The organism is Streptococcus sp. 9.1(2021) (assembly GCF_030466425.1).
GTDB lineage: Bacteria > Bacillota > Bacilli > Lactobacillales > Streptococcaceae > Streptococcus > Streptococcus wuxiensis.
This window is the reverse complement of sequence record NZ_JAGQFU010000003.1, coordinates 20,931-33,918: the sequence shown is the minus strand read 5'-3', so window position 1 is coordinate 33,918 and position 12,988 is coordinate 20,931. Positions and strand designations below refer to the sequence as shown.

Annotated in this window: 10 protein-coding genes; 3 read left to right on the top strand and 7 right to left on the bottom strand. The window is 36.2% G+C overall.

What is annotated here, in order from left to right; all coding sequences use genetic code 11:
• Position 1: 1 nt before the first annotated feature.
• The 4 genes from pgsA to KBU52_RS07935 are packed head-to-tail and all read right to left on the bottom strand — an operon-like array spanning position 2 to position 3,938.
• Positions 2 to 541 carry a CDP-diacylglycerol--glycerol-3-phosphate 3-phosphatidyltransferase gene (pgsA, locus tag KBU52_RS07950; protein ID WP_024054159.1) on the bottom strand — a complete coding sequence of 180 codons (540 nt, stop codon included), beginning with the start codon at positions 539 to 541 and terminating at the stop codon, positions 2 to 4.
• An 11-nt stretch (positions 542 to 552) separates the two neighbouring features.
• The gene (rodZ, locus tag KBU52_RS07945) at positions 553 to 1,380 is read right to left on the bottom strand and encodes a cytoskeleton protein RodZ (RefSeq protein WP_254724797.1); all 828 of its coding nucleotides are present in this window, start codon (positions 1,378 to 1,380) and stop codon (positions 553 to 555) included.
• 42 nt (positions 1,381 to 1,422) lie between these two features.
• Positions 1,423 to 2,703: a pitrilysin family protein gene (locus KBU52_RS07940; protein ID WP_254724798.1), complete on the bottom strand. Its 1,281-nt coding sequence runs from the start codon at positions 2,701 to 2,703 to the stop codon at positions 1,423 to 1,425.
• Positions 2,700 to 3,938 (bottom strand): pitrilysin family protein, encoded by a 1,239-nt coding sequence (locus KBU52_RS07935; protein ID WP_254724799.1) that lies wholly within the window; start codon positions 3,936 to 3,938, stop codon positions 2,700 to 2,702. Before KBU52_RS07935 ends, KBU52_RS07940 begins: the two co-directional genes overlap by 4 nt.
• A gap of 159 nt (positions 3,939 to 4,097) precedes the next feature.
• On the opposite strand from KBU52_RS07935, the gene yaaA reads away from it, so the two are divergent.
• Positions 4,098 to 4,466, top strand: a complete 369-nt coding sequence (gene yaaA, locus KBU52_RS07930; RefSeq protein WP_254724800.1) for a S4 domain-containing protein YaaA — start codon at positions 4,098 to 4,100, stop codon at positions 4,464 to 4,466.
• 2 nt (positions 4,467 to 4,468) lie between these two features.
• Positions 4,469 to 5,560: a DNA replication/repair protein RecF gene (gene recF, locus KBU52_RS07925; protein ID WP_254724801.1), complete on the top strand. Its 1,092-nt coding sequence runs from the start codon at positions 4,469 to 4,471 to the stop codon at positions 5,558 to 5,560.
• Between the two features lie 56 nt (positions 5,561 to 5,616).
• On the opposite strand, the gene guaB is transcribed toward recF, so the two are convergent.
• Positions 5,617 to 7,095 (bottom strand): IMP dehydrogenase, encoded by a 1,479-nt coding sequence (guaB, locus tag KBU52_RS07920; protein ID WP_006149092.1) that lies wholly within the window; start codon positions 7,093 to 7,095, stop codon positions 5,617 to 5,619.
• 162 nt (positions 7,096 to 7,257) lie between these two features.
• Entirely contained in the window at positions 7,258 to 8,283 is a 1,026-nt protein-coding gene (trpS, locus tag KBU52_RS07915; RefSeq protein ID WP_004250956.1) for a tryptophan--tRNA ligase, read from the bottom strand.
• Positions 8,284 to 8,490: 207 nt separating this feature from the next.
• Here trpS and KBU52_RS07910 point away from each other — a divergent pair, with 207 nt between their 5' ends.
• Positions 8,491 to 10,113, top strand: coding sequence for an ATP-binding cassette domain-containing protein (locus KBU52_RS07910; protein ID WP_036756440.1), 1,623 nt, complete (start codon positions 8,491 to 8,493; stop codon positions 10,111 to 10,113).
• 194 nt (positions 10,114 to 10,307) lie between these two features.
• Here KBU52_RS07910 and KBU52_RS07905 read toward each other — a convergent pair whose 3' ends face one another.
• On the bottom strand, positions 10,308 to 12,962 hold the full coding sequence (locus KBU52_RS07905) for a YhgE/Pip domain-containing protein (RefSeq protein WP_254724802.1): 2,655 nt from the start codon (positions 12,960 to 12,962) through the stop codon (positions 10,308 to 10,310).
• Positions 12,963 to 12,988: the final 26 nt, after the last annotated feature.

The following is a 12,988-nucleotide window of genomic DNA, read 5'->3' as shown; positions in this document are numbered from 1 at the left end:
TCTAGCGAAAGGTTCCTTTAAACAAATACGCGCTTCCCTTGAAGTAATCATAACCAGAATAAACTGTAAAGAACAAAGCGATATAAAGAGTTATCTGACCAAGTAAATTCCAATGAAATAACAAGAAGATAATCGCAAACATCTGGCTAAATGTTTTGATTTTTCCTGGCATTGCTGCAGCTAAAACAGTTCCACCAGTTTCAACTAAGAGTAGGCGCAACCCAGTAACTGCAAGTTCTCGGCAAATGATAACAGCTACTACCCAAGCAGGAGCCATATTTAGACCTACTAGCATGATAAATGCCGACATAACTAACAACTTATCTGCCATTGGATCTGCGAATTTCCCAAAATTGCTAACTACTTGCCATTTTCTAGCTAAATAGCCATCTAGATAGTCAGTGATACTAGCAACGGCAAAAATAATTGCTGCTATTTTATGTAACACAGGAGACTGTCCAAATGATAGAAGGAGAACAAAAATCGGAATAAATAAAATTCTACCAAGCGTAAGTATATTAGGAATATTCTCTTTTTTCATGTTATCCTTCCTTAATTTGAACTTAATTTCAATGTAATCCAGCCAGTTTGACCAGTTAATTTCGAAGTATCAATTTCCTGATTATCGATCTTGATTTTCACGCCTTTGACAACACCTAATGTGATAGTTACTGGAGAGCCTTTAGAAACTGTTGTTTTGGCCATCTTATTATTAGGCTCAAGAGTAGTTCCTCCAGCCAATTCAGTATCTGAAACACTAATCCAGCTTGTTGCATCCGTCACAGATAGTTGAAGTTCGGCAGTATCTTTAGCAGTTTTATATTCTACCGATATAACATCTCCCTGACCAGAAACCGTCACAGTTGATGCGTTGCTCGAACTTGATGGACTAGTGGTTTGATTGCTAGTTGTCGTTTCACTACTTGTTGCACTTGTTGTCGTAGTCACAACATTATAGTTGGCTGAAGTTGTTGCTGTCGGTTGTGTTTGAATGTAATTCCAAACATAATAAGAAACAAAAATTATAATAGATAAGGAGAAGAGAATAAAGTAAAACAGAGGGAGCAAGGAACGTTTCTTGCGATTAGAACGTCTACGACCTGATAGTTCTATCTCATCAACATCAACTTCCTCATAGGTAATCATACTCCCTGAATCATATGCATCTAAAACAAGGTTTTCATCCAACTCAACTGCCCAAGCATACTTCCTCAAAAAAGAACGTGTATAAAAAGGGCTTGGCAATTGGTCAAAATCATCTGATTCTAAAGCCTCAAGCAGATTCAGTTGAATGTCTGTCTTGCGCTGCAATTCCTCTAAACTCAAACCTTGATTGATTCTTGCTAAACGTAACACTTCACCAATTGTTTTTTTTCTCATACTTACCATGCCTTCTTTCTAGTTTATTTTATATTTCGATAGCTATAGTGGAAAAATCGTAAATTCAACTATTTCACTATTGTCGATAAAATGATGTCCTACCTCAAGAACATCGTCCAAGGTCATTTCCTGTATAATCTTTGGTAAATCAAACAGGGTTGTTTCGTCAGAATGTGACTGATATTGGGTCGCAATAAATTCTAAAGAGTTCATACTATGGATAAATTCTCCATAAATTTCACTTTTTATTAAATCAAGATGTTCTTCCGAAATATCTGCATCAGTAACAAAGCTCTGAATTGCCTTTCGGAATTGATGCGAAATAGCAACAGGTTCCTTTGTGTCCATTGTTAGCATCAAAAAGTTAAAACGTCGATTGATCTCAACTTCTAAAGATAATGAAGAATCTAATTTTCCAGTTTCATACAAACTCTGAAATCTTTTAGAGGTCCAACCAAACATCATCGTAAATAACGCTCTTAATAGAACGCTATATCGATAGCAGTCCTGATGACCCATATCAGAATTCGTTCGAACTCCTATTGCTAATTTAGGTGATGCAACATCCATACGAATGCTCTCAACCTTCTTTACAGGGTGTAAAGCGATTGGTTCTTTTGGATTTGGAACGATACAACCTCCAACATCCTTTTGCAAGAAATAATTCTGTATCAACTCTAAATCAAAATTTCCAACGAGGAAAATTTGGCTATTGACAGGAGTGTAAAATTCATCAAAATTGTCCCGTAGATCCTCTAAACTAATATCTTCTATCGAATCTTCAGTCCCAACAATATCTGAAGCTAGTGGAGTTTCTGGATATAGATTTGCAAGTGTTTTAAAGAACAAGCAAGAATCAGGATCATCCTGATACATTTCGCGTTCTTGTTGAATAATATCCTTTTCTCGTTCAACAGATTCTTCAGTAATGTTAAAGCTAGTAACAAGCTCGTCAAGCAAGTCCAAACACTCAGCGACATTGTCAGAGGTTGAAAAAAGATAACTTGTATTTGTAAAGCTTGTAAAGGCGTTACTATCTGCACCTAATTTGGTAAATGCAGCCATGATATCTTCAGAATTTTCTCTTTCAAAAAGTTTATGTTCTAAAAAATGAGCGATTCCCTTAGGATATGTTTTCTTTTTACTATCTCTAGCTGTAAACTCAGTGTCAACTGAACCAACATAGACAGTTACTACACCATAAACTTCGTTAAAATCATTTTTAGGAAGTAAAGAAACTGTCAATCCATTTTCTAATTTTGCTTGATAAAGAGTTTCCTTTACAGCAGGATAATATTTCTCTTGAAAAGTAACTCTAGTCATTCTGCTCCTTCCATAAAATAGATAGCCTGCAATTTCAAACTAGATGCTGCCCTATAGATTTCATCCTTGTCAACTTGCTCTAGTCTCTCTATCAAAGTATCCAGGTCTAAAACCGATTTACCAAAAAAGAGGCTTAAGTATTCTCTATCTATAATCGAATCTTGATTATCCTGACTCAACAACATCGCCCTACGAATCATTTCCTTAGTTTGATTAACTTCAGAATCTGTAAATCTACCATTTTTGATAGCTAACAATTGATCATTCATCAATTTTCTTACCTTGTTTCGGTTTTGACGATTTATCCCAGCAAACAATCTTAAAAATCCACTAAAGAGATCTAAGTGACTAGAAACAGTGTAGGCCAACCCTTCCTTTTCCCTAACTTGGGTAAACAATTTAGAGTGCGGGAAAGCTCCAAGCAAACCATTCACAAGAAGCAAGGCCATCTTTTGATCATCTCCATAACCAATTGTGCTATGATAACCCATTTCTAGAATAGACTGACCTAGGTTTTTTCTAGCAATTCCTTCTCTAAGAACATTTGAATAACCTTGCTGATATTGAATGTTTACAGTTTCTTTACGACCTGTCAAGTTAAATTTCTTCAAGTTTTCTAAGACTTCAATTTCATTAAAATCACCTAAAAAGAATAAATCAATTCTATCTTCTTTCAGCATTTTTTGAAAACTTGAATAGCAAGATTTAGAAGTCTCTTCAGAAATTCTGGCAATTAAAAACTGCATTGATTCCTCTTGGAAAAACAACTGATCCAATTCTTTATGGGCAAAGAAGAAAGGATCCTCTAATTCTGATTCTAGTCTCGCCAACAATTGTTTTTTTTCAATTTCAAAGGCATTGTTCTCAAATTCATCTTCATTTGACAATGGATTAAATATGACTTGATACAATAATTCTAAAATCTGAGCAGTTAATACGTTTTTCTTACTTAAAAATTCATCTCGAACATAAGTCAAACTCACGTCTACTAAGTGACTTTGCCCCCTTCTATAAGCATGAGTTGACAAATCTGCTCCATACAATGCTGCCAGATGTTTTCTAAGAACCTGAGCAGTTGGATAGCCTTTATTAGCGGTTTCAAGCATACTGGCACTTAGCATGCGACCAGAAATTAAATCCAGAGATAATGGAGCTGTGAAACGCATGGTTATTTTATTTGTCTTAAACTTTTTAGATTGGATAAAATGCACTGCAATTCCAGGGAATAACTCCATCTTTTACCTCCTTTTACATAGAGTTCTATTATACCATGAAAACGAAAATTTTTCCTGTTCTCTTTGACTCTTTTGAAATTAAAATCGTTTTCATATCAGTAGTTTCTTCTCAACTATTTTGTGCAAAATATGGTATAATACCAAAGATTGAGGTGAACTATGGAATACAAATTATTTGAAGAATTTATTACTCTCCAAGCTCTTTTGAAAGATCTTGGAATCATCCAAAGTGGCGGTGCTATTAAATCTTTTTTATCTGACCATCTTGTATATTTTAATGGAGAATTAGAAAATCGTCGAGGCAAGAAAATTAGAATCGGGGATTCTATTGAAATCCCTGATTTAAAAACTCAAATTATTCTAGTTAAACCAACATCAGAAGAACTAGAGGAGTTTCGTCTAGAAAAACTTGAGAAAGAACGTGTAGCTAAACTTGTCAAGGAAATGAATAAAAAGGTACAAAAAAAGCCAGCGAAAAAGAACCAATCAACAAAAGCAAAACCTGCACCACGTTTCCCAGGTAGATAAATATGTGGCTGAAAAATCTATCCATTAAACAATTTCGTAACTATCGAGATGTTGAAGTTAATTTTAATCCAAAATTAAATGTATTTGTTGGCCGAAACGCTCAAGGAAAAACCAATCTTCTCGAAAGTATTTACTTTTTAGCCTTAACAAGAAGTCATCGAACAAAGACTGATAAAAATTTAATTCAATTTGAAGAAGAACAACTGCAAGTTTCTGGAATCTTGCAAAAGAAAACAGCAAGCATTCCACTTGAAATTGACTTAACACAAAAAGGGCGAATTACTAAAGTGAATTACTTGAAACAAGCTCGCCTATCAGACTATATTGGTCATATGAATGTTGTCTTATTTGCCCCAGAAGATTTACAACTTGTCAAAGGCGCTCCGGCCATTCGTCGTAAATTCATTGACATAGAATTAGGGCAAATTAAACCAATTTACTTGTCAGACCTGTCAAGTTATAACCACGTCCTTAAACAGAGAAATACCTATCTCAAATCTACACAAAACATAGATGAGACTTTCCTGTCTGTTCTTGATGACCAACTGGTAGAGTATGGCTGTCGTGTAATGAATCATCGAGCTGACTTTATCCAGAAAATGGAACTCTTTGGCAAGAAAAAACATTTTGACATCTCAGATCAGTTAGAAAATCTGTCAATCCGTTATCAACCTTCTGTAAACTTTGTTGACAAGGAAAATTTGACTGAATCTTTCTATATAGCACTTCAAAAAAGTAGATCCAGAGATTTATTTAAGAAGAATACTGGAGTTGGTCCTCATCGGGACGATATGATTTTCATGATTAATGGAATGGAAGCAAGTTTCGGAAGTCAAGGGCAACATCGTAGCTTGGTGCTTTCTATAAAACTTGCTGAAATCGAATTGATGGAGAGCATTACCAAAGAATCTCCCATTCTTTTACTTGACGATGTCATGAGTGAACTTGACAATACTCGTCAACTTAAATTATTGGAAACTATTTCTCATAACATTCAAACGTTTATTACAACTACTAGTTTAGACCATCTTCAAAACTTACCTGATAACTTGAGCGTCTTTACAGTAGATAATGGTCAATTGACTGTAAATTAAACTTTACATCTTTGTAAAACAAAAAAAATCTCCCGTTTAACAGGAGATTTTTTTTATTACATTGAATAGTTTGGTGCTTCATTAGTGATTTGCACATCGTGTGGATGGCTTTCTTTTAGACCAGCACCTGACATTTCGATAAACTGAGCATTGTCATGTAATTCTTTTAAGTTAGCAGCACCACAGTAACCCATACCAGAACGAATACCACCAATCATTTGGAAAACAATATCAGCTGCTGCACCTTTATAAGCAACACGACCTTCGATTCCTTCTGGAACGAGTTTGTTTGCTTCATTGACAGAACCTTGAAAGTAACGGTCGCTTGAACCCTTCTTCATAGCAGCGATTGAACCCATACCGCGGTATGTCTTGAACTTACGCCCTTGGAAGATCTCAGTTTCACCTGGAGCTTCATCTGTTCCTGCAAACATTGATCCGAGCATCACTGCGTTTCCTCCAGCAGCAAGGGCTTTTACAATATCTCCAGAATATTTGATTCCACCATCAGCGATAATCGTTTTACCATATTCACGAGCAACTGCTGCTGCATCGTAAATTGCTGTTACCTGGGGAACTCCTACACCAGCAATAACACGAGTTGTACAGATTGACCCTGGACCAATACCGACTTTAACAACGTCAACACCTGCATCATAAAGAGCACGCGCACCTTCAGCAGTAGCGATGTTCCCAGCAATCAGTGTACGGTCTGGGAAATGAGCACGAATTTCAGCGATTTTACGAAGTACACCCGCTGAGTGACCATGGGCAGTATCGATAACAATAGCATCAGCTCCTGCTTCAAAGAGGGCTTCTGCACGTTCAAATGTATCAGAAGTAACACCTACTGCACCAGCAACTAGAAGACGACCGAATTCATCTTTTGCCGCATTTGGGAACTCAATCACTTTTTCAATATCTTTAATGGTGATTAAACCAGAAAGACGACCCTCTTCGTCAACTAGAGGTAGTTTTTCAATACGGTGTTCTTGAAGAATACTCTCAGCAGTTTTTAAATCTGTACCAACCGGAGCAGTAACTAGGTTTTCACTAGTCATGTGTTTTGAAATTGGTTGGTTGTAGTCAGAAATGAAACGCAGATCTCGGTTGGTCAAAATACCAACTAACTTACGGTTTTCTAGAGTTTCAACCACTGGGATACCACTGATACGGTAACGGCCCATGAGTTCATCTGCTTCAGCGATTGTATGTTCAGGAGTCAAGAAGAATGGATCAATGATAACACCATTTTCAGAACGTTTTACCTTTCGAACTTCGTCAGCTTGTTGCTCAATAGACATATTTTTATGGATAACTCCAAGTCCACCTGCACGCGCGATTGCAATGGCCATTTGGCTTTCTGTTACAGTGTCCATTGCAGCTGTAATAATTGGGATATTTAAAGTCAAATTATCTGCCAATTTTGTTGTTAAATCCGCATCATTAGGCAACACATGACTCTCTGCTGGAATTAGCAATACATCATCAAAGGTAAAACCTTTTTTCAAAAATTTAGTGTCCCAATTAGACATTGAAGTTTCCTCTTTTCTTTCTTTATTGAGCTAAACGCTTTTTGTATTGTATCTATCATACCATTCTATGAAAATTTGTCAATTAAATTTATAAGAGAATAAATAAAAAACTATCCCTCTTATTTTAAAGAAGAAATAGTTTTATAGTTCATATTTTATCCATTAGTGAAAGTAATTTAGACCCATTGCAGCTTTTACTTCTGATAGTGTTTGCCCAGCAACTTCTCGAGCTTTTTCACTACCTTTTTGGAGCATATTATAAACCTCACCCATATCTTTAGCATATTCTAGGCGACGTTCACGGATTGGACCAAGTTCACGTTCTAGGATTTCAAGTAGATAACGTTTGGTCTTAACATCACCAAGGCCTCCACGTTGATAATGTTCCTTCATTTCAGCAATTTCTTGAGCATCCTCAGGTCGACCGAATACGTCCAAGTAATGGAAAACCATATTTCCTTCAATCTTACCTGGATCCTCAACACGAATATGGTCTGGATCTGTATACATACTCATTACTTTTTTACGCAAAGTATCCGCATCATCAGCTAAGTAAATTCCATTATTAAGTGATTTCGACATTTTGGCATTACCATCAAGACCTGGTAAACGTCCCGCACCTTCATGCTCAGGGTAAATTCCTTCTGGTTCTACTAAAACATCACAGTTATAGGCATGGTTGAAAGAACGCACAATTTCACGTGTTTGTTCAATCATCGGCTTTTGATCATTCCCTACTGGAACCAGGTTAGCCTTAAATGCTGTAATATCTGCTGCTTGCGCAACAGGATAAACTAAAAATCCAGTAGGAATACTTTCACCAAAGCCTTTTTGAGCAATTTCAGTCTTTACGGTTGGATTTCGTTCCAAGCGAGCTAATGAAACTAGGTTCATATAATACATAGAAAGCTCTGCCAATTCTGGAATCTGGCTTTGAATGAAAATCGTTGCTTTATTAGGATCTAATCCCACTGCAAGATAATCCAAAGCAACATTCCCAATAGACTCTACAATAGTTTGTGGATCTTTTGCATGGTCTGTTAGTGCTTGCTGGTCAGCTAAAAAAACAAACATGTCATATTTATTTTCTTCTTGTAGTAAGACACGATTTTTCAAACTACCAACGTAGTGCCCAATATGTAATTTCCCCGTTGGACGATCTCCTGTTAAAATAATGGGTTTACTCATCTTATTCTCCTTTGATATGGTCCTTTCAATTATAGCATTTTTTTAATAAAAAGACAGATAATTTTTTTATTGAAACAATAGAGATGTTACCCCTTTCAATCGTAAAGGGGTTGTCAACTTTGTTTACAAAAAATTGACAAATAAAAATTTGAATAATTGGTGATTTTCTAGTAGAATTAGAGTATTACATATAATAGGAGAAAAACTTTGCTAACAGTATCTGATGTTTCACTACGTTTTAGTGATCGTAAACTTTTTGATGATGTAAACATCAAATTTACAGAAGGAAATACCTATGGTTTGATTGGTGCCAACGGTGCTGGAAAATCAACCTTTTTAAAAATATTAGCTGGAGATATTGAACCGACAACTGGGCATATCTCTCTTGGACCAGACGAACGTCTTTCAGTACTTCGTCAAAATCACTTTGACTACGAAGATGAGCGTGTTATTGATGTTGTTATCATGGGTAATGAAAAACTATACAACATCATGAAAGAAAAAGACGCCATTTATATGAAAGAAGATTTTTCAGAAGAAGATGGTGTTCGCGCAGCTGAACTTGAAGGAGAATTCGCTGAACTAGGTGGTTGGGAAGCTGAGAGTGAAGCTTCACAACTCTTACAAAATTTGAATATTCCAGAAGAACTTCATTACCAAAATATGAGTGAACTAGCAAATGGCGACAAAGTAAAGGTTCTCCTTGCTAAAGCCCTCTTCGGTAAACCAGATGTCCTTCTTTTGGACGAGCCAACCAATGGTCTGGATATTCAATCCATCACTTGGTTAGAGGATTTCCTAATCGACTTTGATAATACTGTCATTGTCGTATCCCACGACCGTCACTTCTTGAATAAAGTATGTACTCACATGGCTGACCTGGACTTTGGAAAAATCAAACTCTATGTCGGAAACTACGACTTCTGGAAGGAATCTTCTGAGCTTGCTGCTAAATTACTAGCAGACCGTAATGCTAAAGCAGAAGAAAAAATCAAACAACTTCAAGAATTCGTTGCTCGTTTCTCTGCTAATGCTTCTAAATCAAGACAAGCAACTTCACGTAAAAAAATGCTTGACAAGATTGAGCTAGAGGAAATTGTTCCTTCTAGTCGTAAATACCCATTTATCAGCTTTAAAGCTGAACGTGAAATTGGGAACGACCTCTTGACAGTAGAAAATCTATCTGTAAAGATTGACGGTGAAACTATTCTTGACAACATCAGCTTCATCTTGCGTCCAGGTGACAAGACAGCTCTTATCGGACAAAATGACATCCAAACAACTGCCTTGATTCGTGCCATTATGGGTGAAATTGACTATGAAGGGACTGTCAAGTGGGGAGTTACAACTAGTCGCTCTTACTTGCCAAAAGACAATTCAGCTGATTTTGCTGGCAATGAATCTATCCTTGACTGGCTCCGTCAATTCGCAAGTAAAGAAGAAGATGACAACACTTTCTTGCGTGGTTTCCTAGGTCGTATGCTCTTCTCTGGAGACGAAGTTAACAAACCTGTAAACGTCTTGTCTGGGGGAGAAAAGGTGCGCGTGATGCTTTCAAAACTCATGCTTTTAAAGTCAAACGTTCTTGTACTTGACGATCCTACAAATCACTTAGACTTGGAATCTATCTCAAGCTTGAACGATGGATTGAAAAACTTTAAAGAGTCCATCATCTTTGCCAGTCACGACCATGAGTTTATTCAAACTTTGGCTAACCACATTATTGTCTTATCTAAAAACGGCGTCATCGATCGTATTGATGAAACCTATGATGAATTCTTAGAAAATGCTGAAGTTCAAGCAAAAGTCAAAGAACTTTGGAAAGATTAGGTAGAACTTAAAAAAAAACTCAGTTGGGAGCCCAACTGAGTTTTTTTATTTCTTATGAATTTTTAGTTGATAGTTCTGTCAATCTGATTCTATTCAACCTATTCATTGTTTCACGTGAAACATTCTATTATTAGATTTATAAATTCTTGACAAGATTCATGCACATAAAAAATCGACCAAATTGGTCGATTTTTTTAATCTTCTTCCAGTTTTTTAGGTTGATAAGCAAGCATACCTATTCCTATGAATAGAACTAAAGTTACGAGAAGGAAAATTACCTGATAATGAACATTCCCTGTCATAGAAATCGTTTGTCTCAATCCTGAAACTGAATAACTCATTGGTAACCAAGGATTGACAGCCTTAAAGAAATCATTAGTCAAAGCAAGCGGATAAGTTCCTGCACTTGATGCTAATTGTAATAATAGTAAAATAAGAGAGAAGAAAGCACCTAAGCGACTATTCCATGTCGTTAACGCGGTTACCATAGACATAAAGGTCAAACTTGCGATGATGATTAAGAGCAAGGTTCTCATTTCATGATTTGCTGTTAGACCGATAAGATGAACTCCTCCATAGACTAAGACAGCTGCTAAAACAGCTATAACTCCATTTATTTCGAAACGAGATTTAACCCAAGCCCAACGACTTTCAGGATGACGACCTGAAGGTAACTTAGCAAAAATCATATTTGTTGATAACGCAGCAACAAAGAGGGCAACAGATATCATATAAGGAGCCATAGCAATCCCATTTACAGGAACCTGATCATTGTCTGTTTTTGAAAGACTCAAGGGCTCAGATAATACTTCTGCATTGTTAGGCTCTGTTGATGCTGTTTTTAGTTGATTGCTAGCACTATTTAATCCTTCTCCTAGTCCTGTAGATCCTACTTGCAGACTTTCAATACCAGCAGTTAAAGTTGTTCCACCATCTGCTAGTTTTCCAGCACCATCAGCAATTTTCATTGCTCCACTTTCTAACTGAGAGCTAGCTGAAAGCAATTGACTCGATTTATCTGTTAATTGACTAGAACCTAGCTGTATTTTATCCAGTCCTGCAATTAAGTCTGAACTCTTACTATTTAATTGGCTAGAACCAGATGAGAGTTTTTCGATACCTGTTACTAGTTCTGGAGTTTTCCCAGCTAGCGAATCCAAACCAGTTGTCAAGGTTGAAGAGTTTTCTGTCAACTTACTTGATCCAGAAACCAATTGATCCAAACTTGTTGTTAAAGTTGTATTCTTTTCATTTAGTTGGTTTACACCTAAAGAAATGGTATCCAGCCCTTTAGTATAATCATTAACCCCATTTTCAATCGATTGACTTCCAGGAACTAACTTATTATCTACAGCATTTTGCAACTGTGTAAATCCACTTGACATAGATGTCAAGGAACTAGACGCCACAGGTAATACTTGATTTGCTTTAGTCTGTAAAGTAGATAGATTAGAGACTGGTTGGTTTACACTTTCCAAATTTTCTTTTAAATCTCCTACCGTCGTTAAAATTGCTTTTGCTGACTCTATCGTAGAATTAGAATTATTTGAAACAGCTGCAGTCAGTTCTTGTTTCTGAGTATCAGTAAGAGATTGATAAGTTGCTGTTGCTTGGAGATTGGTAAGAGTTTTCTCTTGCTCTGTTTGACTATTAGTCACAATAGTTTGAGCAAGAGTAGATATATTCGCTAAATCATTAGATATTGTACTTTTAAGTTCAGTATTATCTGAAATAGTTACAGCTTGAAGTGCTTTATTCAATTCATCTAAACTAGTTGCTAATTGAGTGATTTCCTCTTTTTGTTGAGATGAAGTATTCAATTGAGTCGAAATTTCTTTAATCCCTTTATTTAATTGGGTAATACCGTCTCTCAATGTATCTGATTGACTAGATAATTGATTTGCCCCAATAGATAGTTTGTCAACACCGCTTGTGTAAGCATTGACACCAACTGAAAATTGATTGAGACCTGTATTTAGTTGCGAAACTCCTCCTGCATATGACTTCATTCCAGTATTTAGCTGATTGACACCTGCTACTAATTCTGGAGTCTTGGAAGATAATTGATTAAGTCCAGTGTCAACCTGTGAAACTGCACTTGTATAGTTCTGTAAACCATCATTAAATGTACCTAAGCCACTATTCAGTTGCTTTACTCCTGTTACATACGTTGTCAACCCTTTTGTAAATTGATTTGAGCCATCAGAAAAGGTTAAACTTGAACTAGCTAAAGTATCAAGATTAGAAGACAATGTCTGACTTCCTACAGCTAACTGACTAGCCCCATTGGCCAATTGTTCACTTCCATCAGCTGCCTTCGTTAAACCAGATTTTAAATCTCCCATCTTTTGAAATAAAGCTTTCGTATAGGTTTCGGTTACATTAGCAGAAACATTTTGTTTTAACTGTGTCATGGCAGAATCACTCATCTTACTTGCAATGAAACTATGCCCACTAGAAGTTTGATAGTTAATATTCATTTGTTCTGGGTGATCTGATAGAATAGAAGCAGCCTTTTCAGATAAGTCACTTGGTAAAGTTACTACCATATAGTAATCACCGTCTTCTAGACCCTTCTTACCTTCTTCTTCACTGACAAAATGAAAATCTAATGATTTATTTTTCTCTAAATTGGACACCATGTCTTTTCCAATAGTCATTGTGTTTCCATTATAAGATGCTTCTTTATCATTATTAACGACCGCTACAGGCAACTCAGATAACTGGCCATATGGATCCCACATAGATGATAAAAATATGATGTTGTATAAAGCAGGAATTAGAGAAATCCCTATCATTACAATGATAAAGGTTGGTTTTTTAAAAATTGCTTTCCATTCTTTAAACATATTGTCTCCTTTTTTACACATATTGT

Coding starts and splice junctions, on each gene's coding strand:
- pgsA (WP_024054159.1), bottom strand. CDS start 541: ATGAAAAAAGAGAATATTCCTAATATACTTACGCTTGGTAGAATTTTA.
- rodZ (WP_254724797.1), bottom strand. CDS start 1,380: ATGAGAAAAAAAACAATTGGTGAAGTGTTACGTTTAGCAAGAATCAAT.
- KBU52_RS07940 (WP_254724798.1), bottom strand. CDS start 2,703: ATGACTAGAGTTACTTTTCAAGAGAAATATTATCCTGCTGTAAAGGAA.
- KBU52_RS07935 (WP_254724799.1), bottom strand. CDS start 3,938: ATGGAGTTATTCCCTGGAATTGCAGTGCATTTTATCCAATCTAAAAAG.
- yaaA (WP_254724800.1), top strand. CDS start 4,098: ATGGAATACAAATTATTTGAAGAATTTATTACTCTCCAAGCTCTTTTG.
- recF (WP_254724801.1), top strand. CDS start 4,469: ATGTGGCTGAAAAATCTATCCATTAAACAATTTCGTAACTATCGAGAT.
- guaB (WP_006149092.1), bottom strand. CDS start 7,095: ATGTCTAATTGGGACACTAAATTTTTGAAAAAAGGTTTTACCTTTGAT.
- trpS (WP_004250956.1), bottom strand. CDS start 8,283: ATGAGTAAACCCATTATTTTAACAGGAGATCGTCCAACGGGGAAATTA.
- KBU52_RS07905 (WP_254724802.1), bottom strand. CDS start 12,962: ATGTTTAAAGAATGGAAAGCAATTTTTAAAAAACCAACCTTTATCATT.